The organism is Candidatus Pantoea multigeneris, from assembly GCF_011752615.1.
In the GTDB taxonomy this organism is placed as follows: domain Bacteria; phylum Pseudomonadota; class Gammaproteobacteria; order Enterobacterales; family Enterobacteriaceae; genus Pantoea; species Pantoea multigeneris.
This window is the reverse complement of sequence record NZ_VWXF01000004.1, coordinates 95,253-117,934: the sequence shown is the minus strand read 5'-3', so window position 1 is coordinate 117,934 and position 22,682 is coordinate 95,253. Positions and strand designations below refer to the sequence as shown.

Annotated in this window: 20 protein-coding genes; 13 read left to right on the top strand and 7 right to left on the bottom strand. The window is 54.7% G+C overall.

The window, feature by feature from the left end:
• Positions 1–41: 41 nt before the first annotated feature.
• The 5 genes from F3J40_RS11375 to F3J40_RS11355 form a co-directional block, all read right to left on the bottom strand.
• The gene (locus F3J40_RS11375; protein WP_167014685.1) at positions 42–1,349 is read right to left on the bottom strand and encodes an NtaA/DmoA family FMN-dependent monooxygenase; all 1,308 of its coding nucleotides are present in this window, start codon (positions 1,347–1,349) and stop codon (positions 42–44) included.
• Positions 1,349–2,143 carry an amino acid ABC transporter substrate-binding protein gene (locus F3J40_RS11370; RefSeq protein WP_167014683.1) on the bottom strand — a complete coding sequence of 265 codons (795 nt, stop codon included), beginning with the start codon at positions 2,141–2,143 and terminating at the stop codon, positions 1,349–1,351. Before F3J40_RS11370 ends, F3J40_RS11375 begins: the two co-directional genes overlap by 1 nt.
• Before the next feature lie 16 nt (positions 2,144–2,159).
• The gene (locus F3J40_RS11365) at positions 2,160–2,828 is read right to left on the bottom strand and encodes an amino acid ABC transporter permease (RefSeq protein WP_167014681.1); all 669 of its coding nucleotides are present in this window, start codon (positions 2,826–2,828) and stop codon (positions 2,160–2,162) included.
• A gap of 17 nt (positions 2,829–2,845) precedes the next feature.
• Positions 2,846–3,580 carry an amino acid ABC transporter ATP-binding protein gene (locus tag F3J40_RS11360; RefSeq protein WP_167015143.1) on the bottom strand — a complete coding sequence of 245 codons (735 nt, stop codon included), beginning with the start codon at positions 3,578–3,580 and terminating at the stop codon, positions 2,846–2,848.
• Positions 3,581–3,722: 142 nt separating this feature from the next.
• Positions 3,723–5,285, bottom strand: a complete 1,563-nt coding sequence (locus F3J40_RS11355) for a BCCT family transporter (RefSeq protein WP_167014679.1) — start codon at positions 5,283–5,285, stop codon at positions 3,723–3,725.
• A gap of 154 nt (positions 5,286–5,439) precedes the next feature.
• On the opposite strand from F3J40_RS11355, the gene betI reads away from it, so the two are divergent.
• From betI to F3J40_RS11330, 5 genes are all read left to right on the top strand, one after another.
• Complete coding sequence (gene betI / locus F3J40_RS11350; RefSeq protein WP_167015141.1) at positions 5,440–6,042, top strand: transcriptional regulator BetI; 603 nt, start codon at positions 5,440–5,442, stop codon at positions 6,040–6,042.
• On the top strand, positions 6,042–7,514 hold the full coding sequence (gene betB / locus F3J40_RS11345) for a betaine-aldehyde dehydrogenase (RefSeq protein WP_167014677.1): 1,473 nt from the start codon (positions 6,042–6,044) through the stop codon (positions 7,512–7,514). Before betI ends, betB begins: the two co-directional genes overlap by 1 nt.
• 15 nt (positions 7,515–7,529) lie before the next feature.
• Positions 7,530–9,203 (top strand): choline dehydrogenase, encoded by a 1,674-nt coding sequence (betA, locus tag F3J40_RS11340; protein WP_167014675.1) that lies wholly within the window; start codon positions 7,530–7,532, stop codon positions 9,201–9,203.
• A 174-nt stretch (positions 9,204–9,377) separates the two neighbouring features.
• Positions 9,378–10,310, top strand: a complete 933-nt coding sequence (locus F3J40_RS11335; protein WP_167014667.1) for a nucleoside recognition domain-containing protein — start codon at positions 9,378–9,380, stop codon at positions 10,308–10,310.
• 29 nt (positions 10,311–10,339) lie between these two features.
• The gene (locus F3J40_RS11330) at positions 10,340–11,242 is read left to right on the top strand and encodes a LysR family transcriptional regulator (protein ID WP_167014665.1); all 903 of its coding nucleotides are present in this window, start codon (positions 10,340–10,342) and stop codon (positions 11,240–11,242) included.
• 4 nt (positions 11,243–11,246) lie between these two features.
• On the opposite strand, the gene F3J40_RS11325 is transcribed toward F3J40_RS11330, so the two are convergent.
• Positions 11,247–12,020, bottom strand: coding sequence for an AraC family transcriptional regulator (locus F3J40_RS11325; RefSeq protein ID WP_167014663.1), 774 nt, complete (start codon positions 12,018–12,020; stop codon positions 11,247–11,249).
• Between the two features lie 184 nt (positions 12,021–12,204).
• Here F3J40_RS11325 and F3J40_RS11320 point away from each other — a divergent pair, with 184 nt between their 5' ends.
• Positions 12,205–13,428 carry an MFS transporter gene (locus tag F3J40_RS11320; RefSeq protein WP_167014661.1) on the top strand — a complete coding sequence of 408 codons (1,224 nt, stop codon included), beginning with the start codon at positions 12,205–12,207 and terminating at the stop codon, positions 13,426–13,428.
• 87 nt (positions 13,429–13,515) lie between these two features.
• Here the strand turns inward: F3J40_RS11320 and F3J40_RS11315 are convergent, their stop codons facing one another.
• Positions 13,516–14,520, bottom strand: coding sequence for a LacI family DNA-binding transcriptional regulator (locus tag F3J40_RS11315; RefSeq protein ID WP_240155430.1), 1,005 nt, complete (start codon positions 14,518–14,520; stop codon positions 13,516–13,518).
• 268 nt (positions 14,521–14,788) lie between these two features.
• On the opposite strand from F3J40_RS11315, the gene F3J40_RS11310 reads away from it, so the two are divergent.
• The 7 genes from F3J40_RS11310 to F3J40_RS11280 all read left to right on the top strand — a co-directional run bounded on the left by F3J40_RS11310 (position 14,789) and on the right by F3J40_RS11280 (position 22,628).
• On the top strand, positions 14,789–15,814 hold the full coding sequence (locus tag F3J40_RS11310; protein ID WP_167014659.1) for a Gfo/Idh/MocA family protein: 1,026 nt from the start codon (positions 14,789–14,791) through the stop codon (positions 15,812–15,814).
• A 9-nt stretch (positions 15,815–15,823) separates the two neighbouring features.
• Positions 15,824–16,999 carry a Gfo/Idh/MocA family protein gene (locus tag F3J40_RS11305; protein ID WP_167014657.1) on the top strand — a complete coding sequence of 392 codons (1,176 nt, stop codon included), beginning with the start codon at positions 15,824–15,826 and terminating at the stop codon, positions 16,997–16,999.
• Between the two features lie 13 nt (positions 17,000–17,012).
• A complete protein-coding gene (iolG, locus tag F3J40_RS11300) occupies positions 17,013–18,008 on the top strand; it encodes an inositol 2-dehydrogenase (protein WP_017348240.1) in 996 nt (331 codons plus the stop codon).
• Entirely contained in the window at positions 18,008–18,973 is a 966-nt protein-coding gene (locus F3J40_RS11295) for a sugar phosphate isomerase/epimerase family protein (protein ID WP_167014655.1), read from the top strand. Before iolG ends, F3J40_RS11295 begins: the two co-directional genes overlap by 1 nt.
• 66 nt (positions 18,974–19,039) lie before the next feature.
• Entirely contained in the window at positions 19,040–19,996 is a 957-nt protein-coding gene (locus tag F3J40_RS11290) for a sugar ABC transporter substrate-binding protein (RefSeq protein WP_167014653.1), read from the top strand.
• 12 nt (positions 19,997–20,008) lie between these two features.
• Positions 20,009–21,556: a sugar ABC transporter ATP-binding protein gene (locus tag F3J40_RS11285; protein WP_167014651.1), complete on the top strand. Its 1,548-nt coding sequence runs from the start codon at positions 20,009–20,011 to the stop codon at positions 21,554–21,556.
• Between the two features lie 19 nt (positions 21,557–21,575).
• Positions 21,576–22,628 (top strand): ABC transporter permease, encoded by a 1,053-nt coding sequence (locus F3J40_RS11280; RefSeq protein ID WP_167014649.1) that lies wholly within the window; start codon positions 21,576–21,578, stop codon positions 22,626–22,628.
• Positions 22,629–22,682 lie beyond the last annotated feature (54 nt).

Below are 22,682 nucleotides of genomic sequence, written 5' to 3'. Positions count from 1 at the left end.
GAGTCATTGTAGCGACAAATTCCCTATGTCGCTCAAGGCAATCACACTGCCGGGAGGCCAAGATGCCCGCGCAAGGTCGTATGTTGATACTCGGTACGGAAAATGCCGCGCTCCTGTAACAGCGGTACGACTTGCTGGAAAAAGGCGTCTGACGCGCCAGGCACATAAGGCGGCATGATGACAAAACCATCCACGGCCCGTTCCTGATACCAGAGTGCAATCCGGGCGGCTATCGACTCGGCGGTACCTGCCACAATGAAACCACTGCGTGCCACCCACTTAGTGAACTGGCGCAGCGTCATGTTCTCTGCTCTGGCGTGATTCAACATCGGTGAGAAACGCTCACGACGGCCCAGTTGGGCTGAAATGTCCGGCACTGGCTCATCCAGCGCGTGCTGCGACCAGTCATAATCCATGGTGTTCGAAAGGTGAGTTAGCGTTGCCAGCGGATGATGCAACTGCGTTAGCGTTTCTAACAGCTCATCCGCCTCTTTTTGTGTCGCAGCAATGATCGGTTGTAATCCAGGCAATACTTTCAGGCTGTCTGCTTGCCGCCCTTGCCGTTCAACCAGCGCTTTAAGGTTGGCGTAATAACTTTTAGCACTGGCAAGATCGGCTTTCTCGGCGGCGAAAATAACGTCGGCATGTCGCGCAGCCAGTTCAGTGAACGCGCTGGAACCTCCCGCCTGAATCGTGACCGGATGGCCCTGTGGCGGCCGGGAGATATTCAGCGGGCCTTTAACCTTGAACCACTGATTATCGATATCGACATAGCGGATTTTTCTGCCATCCGCATACACCCCCTGTTCACGATCGCCTTGTATCGCATCACCTTGCCAGCTATCCCAAAGTTGCGTGACAGCCTGAATAAAAGCTTCCGCTTTCAGGTAACGCCGATCGTGGCTGAGCAGTTGCTGACCAAAATTGCGCGCCTCTGCGGCACTGGTGGAGGTGACGACATTCCACCCGGCCCTGCCAGCACTGATATGATCCAGCGTTGCCAGCGTGCGGGCAGTAGCAAAAGGGCTGGCAAATGAACTGGAAATGGTGCCAGCCAGGCCAATCCGATCGGTTACGGCAGCCAGTGCTGAAAGCACCGAAAAGGGATCGGGCCGCTCGGTGACACGATGCTGTACCGCATCGGCAAAGTGGCCAGCATAGATGTCATCTACCGAGAGCTTATCGGCCATGAACACCAGATCGAATTTAGCCGCCTCTGCCTGCTGCGCCAGACTCTTGAGCAGGCGGAAGTCAGCAGGATGAGGCACCTCAGGCAAACCCGGCATGCGCCAGCCCGCGTAGTGACACCCCGTAGTTTCGAGAAATAGCGCCAGGTGTAAGGACATCATCAATCTCCCTGATGGCTAGCGGGGGGTTGGCTTAAATCGGTATCAAACCATTTCTGGGAAATTTTCTTTAAGGTGCCATCGGCGCGTAGTTGCTGAATGGCCTGATCCACCCTTTTACGCAGTTCCTCACCGCGCGCATCTTTGCGGAACGGTAATGCAGCAGGTTTCACCCCAAATGGCTCACCAACAACCTTCAATGGCAGCCCTTTCTGTTTGATTTGGCCAAGCAAAATCACCTGCCCGGAGACAAAGGCATCCACTTTGCCCTGCGCCACCGCATTGGCGACCACATCCATCCCTTCAAAAGTCACCAGTTTGATCTGATTTTGCGGGTCAAACTCCTTTAATACGTTGGCGTAATTCGAACCCAGCTCTGCGGCTACGGTTTTGCCTTTCATATCCGCCAGTCCGTGTATGTTGTAATTATCTTTACTGACGGCGAGCTGCGCGGCGGAATAATAGTATGGCGTGGTGAAATCATACTGTTTGCGCCGTTCCGGGGTATCGGCGAAGTTGCCCACCGTATCAATCTTGCCGGTTTGTAGCGATCCCAGCACCCCGACCCAGTCAGACATTACCCACTCGATTTTCAGGTTCGCTTTTTGGGCAATTGCCGTGATGATGTCAACGCTAAAGCCTTTAAGCTGGCCGTGATCGAGAAAGTTATGAGGATACCCTTCCGGCGTCGCACCAACGCGAATCACCTCCTGACCAGAGGCCGCAGTGTCGGTTTTATCACAACCGCTCAGTATCAGACCCGCCAACACAATAGCCCCGGTATGTAACAGCTTCATGCGTAAAACTCCTGTTTCAGTTGTTATAAGGTTTACCGACATACTTCTCTAAGCGCCGCTGCCCTTCTCCCAGCAGAATGGTCAGCGCCCAGTACACCAGCGCGACCGCAGCGTAAGCCTCAAAAAATTTCAGCGATTCAGTCGCCGCCAGTTTGCCCGCCGAAAGTAACTCGGTGACCCCCAGGGTAAACGCCAGCGATGAGTTCTTGATCAGGCCAATGTAAACATTGCCGGTCGCGGGAATGGCATTACGGCACACCTGCGGCAACAGAATGCGCCAGCAGGCCACCGGCAGGCTGAGGCCACTCGCCAGCGCCGCCTCGGTTTGCCCTTTATCCACCGAGTCGATCCCCGCGCGAAAAATTTCTGCCAGATAAGCCGATGTATTTAACGCCAGGCCGATAATCACCGCATAAATCGCCCCCATCGCGTTCAACACCGGGAATAGTTGTGGTAAGCCAAAATAAATAATCAGCAACTGTACGAGTACCGGTGTACCGCGAAAGAAGGAGATATATATCGCGGCTAAAGATTTAAGCACCCTGCCACGGCGTAATAACACCGCCATAAACACACCAATCAGGGTGGATATCACCATCGCAGCAACAGAAATCACTAAGGTAATCGGGAGATAGGTCAAAATAACCGGGATCACCTTAAACATGTAAATCAAATCAAAATTCATCGCGCTATATCTCAGATTTAAATTTCGTAATCATTGACAAAGGCACCAATACGGCTGTTTGCTTCATGATTAAAAAATTGTTCAGGGTTACCCTGTGCGGTGATTTTCCCCTGTTCCATAAAAAACAGGCGGTCGGAGATTTCTCTGGCAAAGCTCATCTCATGCGTCACAATCACCATCGTCAGTTTCTGTTGGGCGATGTCAGAAATCAGTCGCAGCACGCCGCGCCGCATTTCAGGATCGAGAGAGGAAGTCGGCTCATCCATCAGAATGACTTCAGGCTGTAGGCTTAACGCACGAGCAATGCCTACCCGCTGCTGCTGCCCACCAGACAAGGTTGCTGGATAGGCATCGGCTTTACTACTGAGCCCCACCGTGTTGAGGTAATGTAACCCCTGCTCCCGCGCCACCCTGGCACTGAGTTTTTTGCCATATCGCAACACTTCAGTGATATTTTCCAACGCCGTTTTGTTGCGAAATAAATTATAATGCTGAAACACCATTGATGTTTTCTGTCGGATTTTATTGATCTCTTGATGACTTATTTTCGCCATATCGACGTTAATGTCGGCAATCGCCATTTTTCCACTGTCAGGCTTGACCAGTAAATTTAGCGATCGCAGCAGCGTCGACTTTCCCGATCCTGAAGGACCAATAATCGAGACCACTTCCTGCGGAGCCACAGAGAAATTAATATCAGCGAGCGCCTGAAAGGTATGAAATCTTTTATTTATTCCCTGAACACTTATCATCATTTCCCCAAATGGTCATTAACCACACGGGAGTGATTATCATAATTCAACCGGGGCAAACAAAATGCTTTAACAGGGAAAGGTTATGCAGGGGAACACAATTAAGTGGAGCAAGGCAGATGTTACTGCCTTGCTCATTGGATTACTCAGTCCGTGGAATGGCCACGCTCAGGGTCATTTCTACCTGACGGAGATCGCGGTAGAGGCTCACCATATAAAGCAGTATCACCACGGAAAACGGCAGGCCACAGAGTACCACCGCCGTTTGCATCGCGCTGAAACTGCCCGCAGATAACAGCCCTACACACACCAGCGTGGTCACTACCGCCCAGAAAATACGTAGCCATGCCGGGGCATCATCACTGGCTGTCCCGCCGACGCTGGAAAGGTTCGCAATCATCAGCGTGCCAGAATCCACCGGTGTCAGGAACAAAACAAAACTGATTACCACGGTGAAGCCAGAAATCGCAGTGGTCCAGGGCAGGTATTCAAACAGTTTAAACAGCGCCATCGGGGGATCGCTAATGGCAATTTGCCCCAGCAGATGTTGACCGCCCTCAAGCACCAGATTAATCGCCGTATTCCCAAACAGCGACAGCCAGGCCAGGGTGAAACCCAGCGGGATCAACAGTACGCCAAAGATCAGCTCACGAATGGTGCGGCCCTTGGAAATACGCGCAATGAACAAACCGACAAACGGTGCCCAGGCAATCCACCACGCCCAGTAAAACAGAGTCCAGGCTCCCTGCCACGCCTTCGCTTTACCGTACAGATAGACATCAAAACTGCGGTTCACTAACGAAGTCAGGTAGTCACCGGTATTCTGTAACAGCCCGTTTAGCAAAGTGAGCGTCGGTCCGGTCACAAAGATGAAGAGCAGCAGCAAGCAGAGGAACACCACGTTGAGGTTAGAGAGCATAGCAATCCCTTTCTCAACGCCAGACACGGCCGCCAGCGTCGCGACCGCCATCATCACCACAATTAAAATTAACAATACCTGGGTATTCTGCGGGATGTGGAACAGATAATTGAGTCCGGAATTGACCAGCAGCGCCCCGATACCGAGATTGGTGACCATCGAAATCACCGTGACCAGAATGCCAAAACTGTCTACCAGATGCCCCGGCCAGCCATGAATACGGCGGCCAAACAGCGGATAGAGCGCCGAACGCAGTGCCAGCGGTTGCTCACGTCGATAAGCAAACCAGGCCAGCGCCGTCGCGATCAGTGCATACAGCGCCCAGCCGTGTAATCCCCAATGGAGGAAGGTAATCGCCATCGCCTGTCGGGCCGCGGCAACCGTGCCTCCCTGGCCTTCAGGCGGTTCGAGGAAGTGGTCCAGCGGTTCATAAGCGCCATAGTAAACCAGCGCAATACCGATACCGGCAGAGAACAACATCGCAACCCAGGAAAGATAACTAAACTCAGGTTTTTCATCTTCACGTCCAAGCCTGAGATGGCCGAATCGCGACAATGCTAACCAAAAGACAAACACCATACACACCACCATCAGCAGCATGTAGTACCAGCCAAACACATCTGAGACCCAAAGTTGAGCCTTATTTAGCCATGTCTGGCTTGCCTGGGGATAAAGAACAATCAGGAGACTGAGCAGCAGAATAACGCTGGCTGAGCCAATAAAAACAGGGAGATTTACACGTATAGGTGGTTGAGTTTCTTCAGTTTGTTGACTTATCACTGTCATGTTGAAGGTTCCGAGTTCTGAGTGGTAAGAGCCGCTCTTGCTACATCGAATATGACAACTGGCGACATTTATATGACACTTTTGCAGCATATTCGCTATTGATTGATCATTCAATCAATGAATAAAATAAAAGCCTGAACCCTACGGAGAGAACCTGGTGCGCAAAGAAATTCCAGAACAGCGCAAGCAGCAGCTGATTGAAGCTGCCTTTGAAGCAATACGTAATGTCGGCCTGGCAGGCGTCACGATGTCGCAGGTGGCTAAGCAGGCAGGCATGTCTACGGGCTTGGTCAGCCACTACTTCGGCGATAAACACGGCCTGCTCCACGCCACCATGCGCAAAATCCTGCGGGATTTGCAACTCGCGGTGGCGGAATGTCGCCAGCAGGCAGAAGGCGATCCACAGTCGCAGCTGTACGCCATCATCGATGGCAACTTCGACCCCAGCCAGACCAATGAAACTTCGATGCGGGTCTGGCTCGATTTTTGGGCCGCCAGCATGCACTGCGACGACCTGCGTCGCTTGCAGCACATCAACGATCATCGTCTGTTCTCGAATATCTGTTATCAGTTTGCTCGCGTGTTCCCGCAGCAACACGCCCGGTCTGCCGCACGCGGCCTGGCAGCGATGATCGATGGCCTGTGGCTGCGCGGCAGCCTGACAGGTAATCAGTTTGATGTAGAAAAAGCCCGCTTAATTGCGCGTGACTATGTTACGCAAAAACTTTCAACTCACTCTGTGGAGAAAGCACACTAATGGCAAAGTTTCCCCTGCAACAACTCTATATTGATGGCCGGTTATGCGATGCCACCGGCAATCAAACATTCCAGACCTTCAACCCTGCCAATGGCGAATTGCTGGCAGAAGTACAGGCAGCTAGCGAGGCGGATGTTGAGCGTGCAGTGGAGAGCGCAATACGAGGCCAACGCATCTGGGCCGCGATGACAGCCACTGAACGTGCCCGCATCCTGTTACGTGCCGTAGAACTGCTGCGCGAACGCAACGATGAACTCGCCGCACTGGAAACGCTGGACACCGGTAAACCGCTGTCAGAAACCCAGGCCGTGGATATCGTCACCGGCGCAGACGTGCTGGAGTATTACGCCGGCCTGGCAACGGCGATTGAAGGACAACAGTATCCGCTGCGTGACAGCAGCTTTTTCTACACGCGCCGTGAACCGCTGGGCGTCACTGCCGGGATTGGGGCCTGGAACTATCCGATTCAAATCGCGTTGTGGAAGTCCGCTCCGGCGCTGGCCGCCGGTAATGCCATGATTTTTAAACCCAGTGAAGTCACCCCACTGACGGCCCTGAAGCTGGCGCAAATCTACAGCGAGGCGGGCTTGCCTGATGGCGTGTTTAACGTGCTACAGGGCGCAGGCGCACAAGTCGGACAATGGCTGACTGAGCATCCTCACATTGAAAAGATCTCCTTCACGGGCGGGGTGGAAACCGGCAAAAAAGTGATGGCCAGCGCAGCGGCGTCGAGCCTGAAAGAGGTAACCATGGAGCTGGGCGGAAAATCACCGCTGATTATCCTGCCAGATGCGGATATCGAACAGGCTGCGGATATTGCCATGATGGCTAACTTCTACAGTTCTGGCCAGGTCTGCACCAATGGCACCCGGGTATTTATTCATCGTTCGCAGAAAGCGGCCTTTGAGCAGGCGTTGTTGGTCCGTGCTCAGCGCATTCGTCTGGGGATGCCGACCGATCCCGCAACCAACTTTGGTCCTCTGGTCAGCTTCTCACACATGGAAAAAGTGCTGCACTACATTGAACTGGGTAAACAGGAAGGCGCAACCCTGCTGACCGGCGGTCAGCGTGAAACCCGTGGTGAGTTCGCCAACGGTGCCTTTGTCCAACCCACCATCTTCACCGACTGTACTGACCACCAGCGTATAGTGCAGGATGAAATTTTTGGCCCGGTGATGAGCATTCTTACCTGGGATGACGAAGAGGAAGTTATTCGTCGTGCCAACGCAACCCACTTTGGTCTTGCCGCTGGCGTTGTCACGCAAAACCTGGCCAGTGCCCATCGCATCATCCACCAGATTGAAGCCGGTATTTGCTGGATCAACAGCTGGGGAGAATCTCCGGCACAGATGCCAGTCGGCGGTTACAAACAGTCAGGTGTCGGGCGTGAAAACGGCCTTTCTACTCTGGCACATTACACCCGCATCAAGTCAGTTCAGGTCGAACTCGCCCCCTTCAGCTCAGTGTTTTAATCCAAGGAGACTGCAATGACCACCATCAGGGAATATGACTACATCATCATCGGTGCCGGTTCTGCTGGCAACGTCCTAGCAACGCGCCTGACCGAAGATCCGTCTGTCTCGGTGCTGTTACTGGAAGCCGGAGGTCCGGATCATCGCCTTGATTTCCGCACTCAAATGCCTGCCGCGCTGGCTTACCCACTTCAGGGCCGCCGCTATAACTGGGCCTACCTGACCGATCCTGAACCCCATATGAACAACCGTCGCATGGAGTGTGGTCGCGGCAAAGGGCTGGGTGGATCGTCGTTGATCAACGGCATGTGCTATATCCGTGGGAACGCGCTGGATTACGATAACTGGGCGCGCCAGCCTGGGCTGGAAAACTGGAGCTACCTCGACTGTCTGCCCTACTTCAAAGCGGCAGAACGCCGTGATATTGGCGGTAATGATTACCACGGTGAAAGCGGCCCGGTCAGCGTCACAACTCCTAAAGCCAGCAAAAACGTCCTGTTCAACGCGATGATCGAAGCCGGTGTACAGGCGGGTTATCCTCGTACGGATGACCTGAATGGCTATCAACAGGAAGGCTTTGGTCCCATGGACCGGACAGTGACACCGCAGGGTCGCCGGGCCAGCACCGCACGCGGTTATCTCGACCAGGCACGATCGCGCCCTAACCTGACCATTGAAGTCAATGCGCTGACTGACCGTATCTTGTTTGATAACAAACGCGCCACTGGCGTGCTCTGGCTGCACGAAGAGACAAAGCATCAGGCACGGGCGCGCCGTGAAGTCTTGCTGTGTGGCGGTGCTATCGCCTCGCCACAAATTCTGCAACGCTCCGGCGTAGGCCCGGCAGAACTGCTGCGCAGCCTGAACATTGATGTCGTGCATGATTTACCCGGTGTCGGGGCCAATCTGCAAGACCACCTGGAGATGTACCTGCAATATGAGTGCAAACAGCCAGTTTCCCTGTCACCGGCATTGAAGCTACACAATCAACCGGCGATCGGGGCGGAGTGGTTGTTTAACGGCAGTGGGATCGGGGCCAGTAATCAGTTTGAAGCTGGCGGCTTTATCCGCTCGGATGAAGAGTTTGAGTGGCCAAATATCCAGTACCACTTCCTGCCGGTGGCGATTAACTACAACGGTTCTAACCCGATTAAAGAGCACAGCTTCCAGGCGCATGTGGGCTCGATGCGTTCACCAAGCCGAGGCCGCGTACAGATCCGCTCGAAAGATCCCCATGAGCACCCGAGCATTCTGTTCAACTACATGGAACACGAACAGGACTGGCGCGAATTTCGTGCCGCCATCCGCATCACACGTGAAATTATGCAGCAGCGCGCGCTGGACCCGTTCCGTGGGCGGGAAATTTCACCGGGTGCAGGCGTCGAAACCGATGAACAATTAGATGCCTTTGTGCGCGAACATGCAGAAACGGCCTATCACCCTTCGTGTTCGAATGCGATGGGGTATCACGAAATGGCGGTAGTGGGTAATGACGGTAAAGTGCATGGCATGGAGGGATTACGTGTGGTAGATGCGTCGATCATGCCGCAAATCACCACTGGCAACCTCAACGCACCAACCATCATGATCGCCGAAAAAATTGCCGACATGATTCGCGGCCGTCCACCGTTACCGCGCGTTGAAGTTCCTTACTATGTGGCGAATGGCGCACCGGTAAAACGTGCGTAATACGCGACAACAGGCAGCCCGTTTGCAGGCTGCCTGTTAATTCTCACCGAAAGAGCGGTACGCACTTTCTTCACCTGTAGCAGCCACATTGCTTCGCGATCCGTATCACATCAGAGCATGATAAGATAAACGCCTCTAATTCAGCCCCTTATCTTTATCGCATCAGGAAGCCAGATGGATCTCATCGGTATTATCATGTCAGCCGGGAAAGCCTCGGTGAATGTGGCGCTTTACACACTTATTCCAATCATGGTGGTCATGTTGATTATCATGCGCTACCTGGAAAATCGCGGCATTCTTGATCGAATCGTCCACCTGATGACGCCGCTGTTGCGTCCGTTTGGTGTCACTGGCATGGCTATCTTCGCGCTGATTCAGCTGAACTTTGTCAGCTTTGCCGCCCCCTTGGCCGCACTGGCGGTAATGGAAAAACGCGGCATCTCCGATCGCCATATCGCAGCGGCCCTGGCGATGTTATTTGCGATGGGTCAGGGTAACGTGTTCTACCCGCTCATCCCCTACGGCCTCCACATGGGCGCGGCGGTGGCTATCTCCATCGTCGGGGGCTTGTGTGCTTCCGCCCTCACCTGGCATGTCGTGGGGCGAAAGCTCTCATCCGCCACCCTGGCGCGTGATGAAGATGAACTGATGCAGGAGAAGAGTAATACCGGGTTGATCGCGATTATTAATGGCGCAGGTGCCGATGCCATTCGCCTCTCTTTAGGCTCAGTGCCAATGCTGATTTTGTCACTGACGGTGGTCGGTATTTTAACGCAGGCTGGAGCGATTGATGCATTGACACGCGCGCTGACGCCGTTACTCAACTGGCTGGCCATTCCTACGGTCTTTGTCCTTCCCGCGCTGACCAAATGTCTTGCCGGGGGAACGGCCTATTTCGGCGTGCTGAGCGATTTAATTCACAAAGGAATGGTGAATGTCCACCAGATCAATGCGTCTGCCGGACTGCTGATCCAGACCTTTGACCTGCCCGGTGTGGGCATTTTCCTCGGCCTCGCGCCGCGTTTTGTGCGGCTATTTCGCTTTGTCATTCCTGGCGTAATTGTCGGCATCGCACTGCGCGCCGCGCTGCACATGTGGATTTTCTGACGGCATTCTTAACCTGAGTTCATAAATCTATGCACGATCAACGTCTCAAAGATATTGTTCCGTTCGTGGTGAGCGTCGAGTGCGGCAGCTTTACAGCGGCGGCAGAACGCCTACAGGTTACCGGTTCCGCCATCAGTAAAAGCGTGACCCGGCTTGAGAACCGCCTGGGCTCACGCTTGCTGGAGCGCAGCACCCGGCGATTACAATTAACCGATGCTGGTAACGCTTATTACCAGACTTGCATGCGCATCATGGAGGAGCTGGCCGAAGCAGAATCAGTACTGGCGGCACAGCGCACTATCCCATCAGGCCGGATACGCCTGAGCGTCCCTAATACTTTTGGCCGACTGGCCGTGATGCCGGCACTGATCCCGTTTTGTCAGCAGCACCCGGAACTGACGCTAAGCCTGACGTTTTCGGATCGGTTCGTTGATCTGTTTGAAGAGGGCATTGATGTTGCCGTTCGCATCGGTAACAACGTCGACCTCCCCGCCGCTCTCGGCTCACGGCCGATGGGGCGCGAACGCCTGGTATTTTGTGCCTCGCCCAGCTATCTCCAGCGCCATGGCACTCCGCAAACCATTGAACAACTGCTCCAGCATCCCGCTATTGTCTACGAGAAAGCCGATGGCAGTGGCAAACCTTGGTTGTTCACCGGCGCAGACGGCCACCCTGAATGGCGCAACGTTGCCCATCGCATGTCACTGGGTGAGGTCGATGCACAGTTACAGGCCGCATGTGCTGGCCTCGGCATAGCACAAATGCCCACCTGGCTGATTCGTGAAGCGCTGGAGAGAGACGAACTGCGCATCATACTGCCGCAACTGCAACCGGAGGGATTGCCGCTGACGCTGATCTGGCCGCGTCGTAAGCAACTCCTGCCAAAAGTCGATGCACTGTTGCTGGCGCTCGAAGGGCTACGCATTCACTAACGGTTTACTGCTGAAACTGCCCCGGTGTACTGCCCATCACTTCACGGAAAGCGGCGGTAAACGCTGCCGGGCAGGAGAACCCGAGTTGAAAGGCGATCTGTTTCAGTGAAATGCCATTCGCCAGCAGATCCAGCGAGGCATAGATACGCGCCCACTGCTTCCAGCCGCGCAGCGTAAAGCCGGTATCTTTCACAAACTGCCGTGAAAATGTACGTTCTGACATGGTCGCCAGTTCGGCCAGTTGGCTGAGTGAGGCGTGCCAGTTATTGTGCATCATCATTTCCAGGGCGGCACGATGCAGGCGGCTATCCAGCGGCATCGGCAGTGCGGCTGGCAAGATCTCCGTTTCACTCAAGACCTGGAGCAACAGGCTTGCCATCAGGCGATGACTTTCAGCGTTATAATTTTGATCAAACATCCCGGCGATCAGTTGACGAAACAGATCGGTGACCGCAATGACATGCACCTCATCGCGCGCCTTAAAATCCTGACACAACGCAATAAACGGCGGCTCAAAATACACCGTTCGCAGTTCAGTACGGGAAAACACGTTAAAGGTGTGCTCAACGTAGGAAGGCAGCCACAGCGCGCGCTGCGGGGGGATCACCCAACGCTTATTTGCGGACTCCACCAGCATCACACCGGTGATGGCAAACAGTAACTGTCCCTGCGGATGTGAATGCGGTAGGCGAATATCTCCGCGCTCATAGGTACGGGCAAGGCATCCCCAGCCGGGCTGGGTATTTACTTTTGGCGTGTCATCTATCTTGTTTGGCATTTCGCATTCTGAAATTACATTTAACATGGTTTCTCTGGCGCGATTGGCACCAGCACGCTTGACCTGACTTGGCTTAAGTCAGACAAGTCCTGAAACCAGTGTAGAGGTGAACAGGGCATAAGGTGAAGCGTGATTTTTTTTGGAAAACAGGGGCTATGGCCTCGCCTGCTAACGGAATCTTACTATGTCTTTAACCTCAACCAACGCGCACACTGCGTCGCCCAACCAGGATACTGATGCTCAACAGTTACTGGTGAGTATTGTCGGCGCGGTCGCCATTTCACATGGCTGCAATGACTTCCTGCAATCGATGCTGCCGTCGATCTATCCGATGCTGAAAGACAGCTACAGCCTGAGCTACGCACAAATTGGCCTGATTACGCTGGTCTTCCAGATCACCGCCTCGCTGCTACAGCCGTGGATTGGCATGTACACCGATAAGCATCCGAAGCCCCTGCTGCTGCCAGGCGGTATGGTGGTTTCACTGGTGGGCGTCGGCCTGTTGGCGATGGCCTCAAGTTTCGGTCTGATCCTGCTTGCTGCCGCGTTGATTGGCGTCGGCTCCGCGACCTTCCACCCAGAAGCCTCCCGCGTGGCGCGCATGGCTTCTGGCGGACGCTATGGCACCGCACAATCTACATTTCAGGTCGGCGGTTATATCGGCACGGCTATTGGGCCACTCGCGGCGGCGCTGCTGATTATTCCTCATGGTCAGATGTCAGTCGCCTGGATGATGCTGGTGGCGCTGTTAGCCGTGGTGATCCTGTCGGTGATCAGTCGCTGGACGGTCAAGCATGGCCACGCCAACATGAAGAAAAAAGGCGGTGCCGTACTGCGCCAACTCTCGCGCAAAGAGGTTTGGCAGGCGCTGGGCGTGGTGGGCATTCTGATGCTGGCGAAATTTACCTACATCTCGTCGATCAGTACCTATTACAGCTTTTATCTGATGCAGCGTTTTAACCTTACCCTTGAACACGCGCAGTACTATCTGTTCAGCTTCCTTGCGGCTGTGGCGATTGGCACCTTTGTGGGTGGCCCGATTGGCGACCGTATTGGGCGTAAAGCCGTGGTCTGGATTTCTTTTCTCGGCGTAATCCCGTTCGCACTGCTGATGCCGCACGCGAACCTGATGTGGACCGTGATCCTCACCATTTGTATCGGTCTGGTGTTGTCCTCCGCCTTCGCGGCGCTGGTTGTCTATGCGCAAGAAGTGGTGCCAGGGCGCACCGGGATGGTCTCCGGCATTATGTTCGGTACTATGTTCGGCATTGGCGGTATTGCCGCAGCTGCACTGGGCAAGTTTGCTGATACCTGGGGCATTACGCTGGTCTATAACGCCTGCGGCTTCCTGCCACTGCTCGGATTTGCCACGCTTTTGATGCCTGAAACCCGTCTGAAAAAACAGTGATACCCGGTGGCGAGCACCTTGTGCTCGCTACGCCTTTATCGTCTGCCTGCTTCTCACTTTGCCGATCACGGAAAATAGGAATAGCGATTAAACACATGTAGCGGTGTTTTCACGCTGGCTACGGCTTCCCCCCCGCCGCATTCGGTTGACCAGCTCAAGGCAGTGTTGGATTTCCGCACGGATATCATGTCCCAGCACAATATCCATCTCCCCAGATTCCAGTAACAGGCGGCTCTCTTCACTCAGCTCATGGCCGATAAAGATCACGTTCTCCTGCAACTGATACTCTTTTAGCGCACGCGCCACACCACGATTCCCCCCCGCCATGTTATATATGCCCACCATCGGTGGATTGCTCGCCAGGAATTTTTTCACGCTCTGATAAGCCCCGTCTGACTCATCATTGATATTTACGCGCTCGACCACGTTCAGCCACGGGAACTGTTCACGCAGCACGCGACGAAACCCCACTTCCCGCTCTTCCTGCGTGCGATAGGTCGAACTGTAAACCAACAGAATATTGCCGCTCTGCTGCGGTAGCAGTCGGCCCATAAACCATCCAGCGGTAGCCCCCGTGCTGATTTGGTCGATACCGATATAGGCCGAACGCCGGGAGTTGGGCAGATCGGTAGACAGACAGATCACATGCACACCGTTATCCACCGCCTCGCGCACGGCTCGGTTCACTTTGAGGTGATCGCGCGAGACTAAAATGATGGCTTCACTCTCACGCGCCCGTCGTGTAATGGTCAGACTGAAACGATCCGCATCCACCTGCACATTTGGCACACTGTCGAGCGTAAAGCTGATATCCAGGCGGGCGGCAATCAGCGCCCGCGCCTCTTTTTCCACCAGCGTCAGGTAGCCGGAACCGGCTTCACAAATAAAAGCAATTCGCCTTTTTTCCGGGCTTATCTCCCCTACGGCCTCCGGTTTTCCCAGCCGAAACAAGGCCGCCTCCACTTTTTTACGCGTAGCTTCCCTTACACCAGGGCGACCATTAAGGACACGATCCGCAGTGGCGGTACTGACTTTTGCCTCTGCGGCAATTTGGCCTATGGTGGGATTTTTCCATGATGGTTTCGTCAGCATCACTGTTTTCCTGATTGTCTAAACCTCATTCAATGCACGCAGCATAACAAATAGATCGCAAAAAAAGAAATCAAGTAATCTATTGATGTGTATGGATAAAGCTATTTTTGATGTTAATCAAATCAAATAAATGTGTGATTAAAATCATTGTTTAAAACATAAAACATCACATTGCTTTGACTTCATCTCCCGCCAGGCCGATTAATGACGTCACATTTCACCCCTTTGCCATTGCCTGATGCAGTGGCCGTGATTGTCAGGAGCCGTTATGTCTACCCAAGCAGTAACCAAAACCGCCAACCCCGTACGCTGGGGGATCGTCAGTACCGCCAATATCGCCTGTGCCCGTATTATTCCGGCCCTGCTGGCGAGCAGTAACAGTGTTATCCACGCCATTGCCTCACGTTCGCAGGCGAAGGCCGCCGAAAAAGCAGCAGCGTTTGGCATTCCGGTGGCTTATGGCTCTTATGAAGCGTTACTCAACGATCCCCAGATCGAAGCGATTTATGTCCCACTGCCTAATGACCAGCACGTGGATATGGTGTTAGCCGCAACCGCCAGAGGTAAGCACGTACTGTGCGAAAAACCGGTGGCATTGAATGCGGAACAGGCTCGCCGACTGCTGGATGTGCCGCAAAATCTGGTGGTGGCGGAGGCGTTTATGGTGCGCCATCACCCACAATTTGCCCGCCTGCGGGCGGAGTTGCGCAGCGGCCGCCACGGCAAACTGCAAACCGCACAGATCCTGCTCTCTTTCCTGCTGGATAATCCAGGAGACTTCCGCTTCGACGTCACCAAAGGAGGCGGAGCGCTGTTTGACCTCGGGTGTTACACGGTCATGACGGCGCGTTATCTGCTGGAACGCCAACCTGAACGGGTGTTCTGCTCGATGGTGCGCTCACCGGTCAACGGCACCGATGAGCAGACCCACGCGATCCTCGATTTTGGTCACGGCCAACAGGTCACGCTGAGCGTGGGCCTGAAACAGGCTGCGGCACAACGCGTACAGGTCGTGTGTGAAAAATCCCTGCTCGATCTGAATGCACCTTATGTGCCCAGCCTGGGATCGCCCGCCACGTTGAGTATCAGTAGTCACGCCGGGTTGGATGATGCCGCCTTGCAGCCAGAAGCCCTGCCGGTGGTTGAACAATATCAGTGCGAAGTTGAGCATTTTTCCCGTGCGGTACGCGGGGAAGTACAGCCCGAGTTTGGCATTAACGATGCCATTGAACAGATGCAGGTCATGGATGCGCTATTCGCCTCTGCGGCCTCGGGCCAATGGGTCAAGGTTTAAGGAGACGGCATGAAACAGATCAATATTGCCATTATCGGCGCAGGGATGATTGGTGCAGCACATGCCAGCGGCTACCGCAGCCACCAGGCGCGACTGTCCACGAGCCAGCAACAGTTCGTGCTCCACACGGTATGTGATGCGCGTGAATCCGCCGCCGCTGAACTGGCCGCTGTCTGGGGTTTTGCACATGTTGCCACTGACTGGCAGGCGGTAGTCAACGATCCGGAGATCCAGGTCATCAGCATTGCGTTGCCAAATTTCCTCCATGCCGAAGTGGCCGCCGCTGCATTAAAAGCGGGTAAGCATGTGCTGTGTGAAAAGCCACTGGCGTTAACCGCCAAAGAGGCCTGGGATCTGACCCAACTGGCGCAGCAGAGCGACAGCATTTGCGGCAGCGTCTTTAACTATCGCCGCATCCCGGCGGTGGCACAGATTAAACAGTGGGTGGATTCTGGTGAAATCGGCAACTTACAGCATCTGCTGATTCAGTATCAGTGCGGCTATGCCGCCGATCCTCAGCTTCCTTACAGTTGGCGCTACCGCCAGCAAACCGCAGGCGGCGGTGCGCTGCATGACATTGGTGCCCACGCGATTGATATTGCCCGCTTTATTGCGGGAGATGTCGAAACCATTAATGGCGCATGCAGCAGCATCACCATTCCCCAGCGTTTCGTGGCATTAGGCGCAAATGCGGGCCACAACCATGTGGCGCTGAGTAACAAGCGTGAAACCGTCGATACCGATGACATCGCTTCCTGCGTCATGCGCTTTACCTCCGGGTGCCAGGGGCTGTTCTCTGCCAGTCGCGTTACGGTGGGGATGGGTAATACCCTCTCGTTCACGCTCACCGGCAGCACCGGGACTATTCAGTTTAATTCGGAGCGACCGGGTGAGTTTCAGATCAGTCGGTTTGGCCGTGAAAACGGTGCCTTTGTCACCGTGCCGAACCAGCCCGCCTTTCCGTATCTCAGCCAGTGGATCCCGGTACCGCATGACGGTGTCGCGATTGGCTATGCCGAAAGCTTCGGCTTCATGATCGCCGAGTTTATGCAGGCGGTCAGCGAAAACCGTCCGTATCGTAACGGCACGTTCTCTGACGGCTTTGCCGTTGCCCAGATACTGGAAGCGATCCAACGTGCTGCTGAGCAGCAACGTCCCGTCGCTATCCGTGAACTCACGTTTTAACCGGGGATACATTATGTTGAAAGTTGCTGTTATCGGCGCAGGCCGAATTGGTCAGATCCATGCTGGCAATATTGCGGCTCACCCACAGTGTCAATTGGTCAAAGTCACCGATGTTTATGCACCCGCTGCTACGGCACTGGCGGAAAAACTGGGGGCACAGGTTGCGACGCTCGATGAGATTTTAGGTGATGCGAGTATCGATCTGGTCGCGATCTGTAGCGCCACCGATACCCATGCCGATTTAATCGAAGCCGCAGCCCGGGCCAAAAAAGCCATTTTCTGTGAGAAGCCGGTGGATTTAAGCCTCGAACGGGTGCGCCGCTGTCTGGCTACCGTGCGCGAACACAACGTACCGCTGATGGTCGGTTTCAACCGCCGCTTCGATCCCAGCATGGCACAACTGCGTGAAAGTCTGCGTGCGGGTGAAATCGGTGCCACTGAAATCGTCACGATCAGCTCACGTGACCCCGGCGCGCCGTCTCCCGAGTATGTGAAAACCTCCGGCGGGCTGTTCCGCGATATGACCATCCATGACTTTGATATGGCGCGCTGGCTGCTGGATGAAGAACCGGTGTCGGTTTTCGCCTCAGCGGCCGCCTTAGTCGATGAAAAAATCGGGGCTGCGGGCGATGTGGATACTGCGGTGGTGACCCTGACCTGTGCCAGCGGAAAAATGGCGGTGATCACCAACAGCCGCCGCGCCAGCTACGGCTACGATCAGCGTATTGAAGTTCATGGCAGCGAAGGCATGTTAGCGGTGGTCAATCACCCGGAAACCAGCCTGGTGAAATCCGTCGCAACCGGCGTGATCGCCCAAAAACCGATGCATTTCTTCCTGCAACGCTACGGCGATGCCTACCGCAACGAACTGGCCGCGTTCATCGATCAGCTCAGCAAAGGCACCGCGATTGCACCGGGCGGCGAAGATGGATTACAAGCCCTGTTGCTGGCGGATGCCGCACTGGAATCACTGAAAACCGGCAAACCGGTTGCGCCAGGAGCTCTCTGATGCATATCGGCATGGTTACTGACAGCCTGGCGCAGCTCAGCACCGATGAGGTGCTCCATACCGCCGCCGAACTGGGACTGAAATCGGTCGAATTTTGCTGCGGCAACTGGAGTGCCGCACCACACCTTAATCTGCAACAGCTATTGAGCAATAGCAAAGCGCGTGAAGACTTCCACGCCAAAGTGCGCGATCACGGCTTGACCATTTCGGCCCTTAACGCCAGTGGCAACCCGTTGCATCCTGGAAAAAGCGGCGTGGAGCACCATGCCTGCGTGGAGGGCACGCTGGAACTGGCTGGAAAGCTGGGTGTGGAACGGGTGGTGATGATGTCTGGCTTACCCGGTGGACCGGGCGATCAATGGCCGAACTGGATCACCGTAGCCTGGCCCCCCTTCTGCGCCCAAATCCTCGACTATCAGTGGAACGACGTGGCGATCCCGTGGTGGAAACAGACGGTGCGTACCGCTAATCAGCACGGTATCGAAAAGTTGTGCATTGAGTTTCACGGTGGGCAACTGGTTTACAACTTACCGACGTTCTGGCGCTTGCGTGAGGCGGTCGGCGAGACGGTGGGGGTTAACTTCGACCCCAGCCATCTGTTGTGGATGGGTGCCGATCCCCTGGCCTGTATTGATGAACTGGGCGATGCGATTTATCACGTCCATGCAAAAGATACATCGATTAACCCCCGTCGGGCAGCACTGAACTCACGCCTTGAGTCACAGCAGGGTGCCCATCCGCGTGAACGTAGCTGGAACTACGTCACGCTGGGCTACGGGCAGGATGAGCGGTGGTGGAAGCAGTTCTGCTATCAGCTGCGCCTGGTGGGGTATGACGATGTGCTGAGCATTGAACATGAAGATGCGCAGCTCTCGCGCCTGGAAGGGATACGCAAATCGGTGGATTTGTTGCAACGCACGCTGGCAGCGGAGCCTTCTGACTATCAGCTGCCGGACATCGGTTAATTCGCTGTACCTACAAGGGCGGTGTCATGCCGCCCTCTTACCCTATAAAAAAGAAGAGAAAACATCATGCGTACAACGTTAAAAACCTTCGCTACCCTGCTTTGCATGTTGCCGCTCTCCACCCAGGTACTGGCCGCCAGCCCACGCGTTAGTGTGACGATGTCGGCCTTTGACGATAATTTTCTTACCGTATTACGCAGCGCCATCGCTCAACAGGCAGCGACGGATGGGGTCAAAGTCCAGTTCGAGGATGGAAAAAACGACGTCAGTAAACAATCAAGCCAGATCGACAACTTTATCTCTTCGCAACCTGACGCCATCATCATTAATCCTGTCGACAGCACAGGCGTATTACCCATCAGCCAGAACACCGCTGATGCAGACATTCCGCTGGTTTACGTTAATCGTGAACCGATCAACATCAAAACCCTGCCGCCTTATCAGGCCTTTGTCGGCTCCTCAGAAATTGAAGGCGGCACGCTGGAAGCCAACGAGGTGTGTCGTCTGCTGCACGGCAAAGGTAACGTGCTGATTATGCAAGGCGATCTGTCGCAACAGTCGGCCATTCTCCGCACCAAAGCGGTGGAAGAGGTGTTCAAACGCCCAGACTGTAACGGCATTAAAGTGGTCGATAAACAAATTGGCAAATGGACTCGCACCGGCGGCAACGACCTGATGGCGAACTGGCTCTCCACCAACGTCAAATTTGATGCGGTAATCGCCAACAATGATGAAATGGCCCTGGGTGCGATTCAGGCGCTGAAAGCCTCTGGTCGGGATATGAAATCGGTCGTAGTCGCGGGGATCGACGCCACTGATGATGCCGTGGCCGCCATGAAAGCAGGCGATTTGGCCGTCACCGTGTTCCAGGATGCCAAAGCTCAGGGCCGCCAGTCGCTACAGGTCGCCGAGCAGTTGATCAAAGCCAAACAGCAAAATCAGCCCACTGCCGTGCCCAAGTCGATCCTGATCCCTTATACCCTGGTGACCCCTGCCACGGTGAATCAGTATCCGAAAAAATAACCGGAGGCGACAATGATCTCAGCCACTCTGAATCAGGTCGCCCATAACGGGCAGCCTAAACGTAGCACCTACAGCGGCGATTTTGTGCTGGAAGTAGACCAGGTGACGAAAGCTTTCCCAGGCGTGATCGCACTGGACAACGTGTCATTACGCATCCGCCCCGGCAGTGTTCATGTCCTGATGGGCGAGAACGGTGCAGGCAAATCTACCTTGATGAAAATCATCTCCGGTTTATATCAGCCGGACAGCGGCACGCTGCGTCTGCGGGGAGAAACGGTGCAGCTTAACAGCCCACTGGCCGCTCAGCGTGCTGGTATTGCTATGATTCATCAGGAGTTGCTCTTGATGAACTCCATGACGGTCGCCGAGAACATCTGGATTGGCCGTGAGCCGCGCAACCGCTTCGGCGTCATCGACCATAGCCAGATGCAACGCCAGACCGAAGCCTTACTACAGCGCCTGAAGCTGAATCTCGATGCGGAAAGTGAAATTCAGTCGCTCTCCATGGCGAACCGCCAGATGGTGGAGATTGCGAAAGCCGTTTCGCTGGAAGCCGATGTGCTGATCATGGATGAATCGACCTCTTCCCTGACCGAAACCGAAGTTGAACATCTGTTTGCCATCGTTAACGACCTCCGCGCCAGCGGGATTGGCATCGTCTATATCACCCACAAGATGAATGAGCTGTTTGCCATCGCCGATGAGTTTACCGTGTTTCGCGATGGTAAATATGTCGCAACGCATCCAGCCAGTGGCATCACACGTGAGGCGATCATCAAATTGATGGTGGGTCGGGAAATCAGTCAGATGTTCCCGAAACAGCCTGTGGCATTGGGTGAGGTGGTATTAAGCGTTGATCAACTCGGACTGGATGGCGTGTTCGCCAACGTCAGTTTTGACCTGCGTGCCGGTGAGATTCTCGGCTTTGCCGGTTTGGTGGGTTCAGGCCGTTCCAACGTCGCGGAAACATTATTTGGTATCACGCCAGCTACCCACGGCACCATCAAACTGAAAGGACAGCCCTGCGTGATCGACTGCGCCGGAACGGCTATCCGCCACCGCCTGGCGATGTTGACTGAGGATCGTAAAGAAACGGGCTGCTTTTTACCGCTCAATATCCTGGAGAACATGCAAATTGTCGCGCTGCAACAGGGATACAGCCAACACGGTGTAGTACGTGAAGCCGCCGTAGAACAAGCCTGCCATAACATGGCACAACAACTCCGCGTAAAAACCCCCAACCTGTATGAGTGCATCGAGAACCTCTCCGGGGGGAATCAGCAAAAAGTGCTGATTTGCCGCTGGTTGCTTACCCAGCCTGACATTCTGATTCTCGATGAACCCACGCGCGGCATTGATGTGGGGGCCAAAGCCGAGATCCACCGGCTGATTGTCGAGCTGGCGCGTACCGGTGTCGCCATCATCATGATCTCCTCGGAATTGCCTGAAGTGCTGGGCATGAGCGACCGCATCGTCGTGATGCACGAAGGACAAGTCACCGGGATTGTCGATGCGGCAAGCGCGGATCAAGTCACCATCATGAGCCTTGCGGCTCGTTAACTTACCCTGAGAACATATTATGAGCGTATCAACAGAGAATTTTCAGGCTCCACGGGTGACACGTCAGCGGCGTGTACCGGCGGAAGTCAGTATCTTTCTGGTGCTGATTGGCATTGCCGTCCTGTTTGAGGTGGTGGGCTGGATAGTGGTGGGACAAAGCTTCTTGTTTAACCTGCATCGCTTGCAGATCATGGTGTTACAGGTGGCGGTAATTGGCATTATTGCCGTTGGCGTGACGTTGGTCATTATTACAGGCGGTATCGACCTCTCATCAGGATCGGTCGTGGCCATGAGCGCGATGATTGCCGCCACGTTTGCACAAACAGCGCAGTGGCCAACCCTGTTCTATCCATCACTCACCGATCTGCCCTTCTTCGTTCCCCTCGCCATCGGCTTGCTGATTGGCGCGTTAGCGGGCCTGGTGAATGGCATTTTCATCAGCCTGACGCGCATTCCGCCGTTTATTGCCACTCTCGGCATGATGGTCGCCGCGCGCGGTATCAGTAACTGGTTTACCGCAGGCAGCCCGGTTTCGGGTTTCACCACCGGCTTTGCATGGCTAGGTAATGGGCTCGGTCGCTGGGCACCGGTAGTGATATTCCTGTTAGTGGCACTGCTGTTCCACCTGGTGATGCGCTACACCCGCTTTGGCAAGTTCACCTATGCTATTGGGGCCAATTTGCCTGCTGCCCGTGCTTCAGGCATCAATATTGAGCGCCATCTGATCAAAGTGTATGCCATTGCCGGTTTGCTGGCCGGGCTGGCTTCCATGGTGGCTATCGCCCGTATTCAAACTGCGCAGGCTGGCATGGGGATGATGTACGAGCTTGATGCGATCACCGCAGCCGTGATTGGTGGCGTCTCGCTTTCCGGTGGGCGCGGACGGGTACTGGGCACGGTAATTGGTGCCTTAATTCTCGGCGTCATGATGTCTGGCTTCACCTTTTTGCGCGTCGATGCCTATTATCAGGACATCATTAAAGGTGGCATTATCATTATTGCGGTGATCGTAGACCAATATCGCCAGTCGCGAAAAACCCGGAAAAAAGCGCGTGCCTTGACCCAGGGTTAATTGAACACCCCATTCGGGAAGTATCCCGGATGGGTTTTTTACATTGAGAGATTC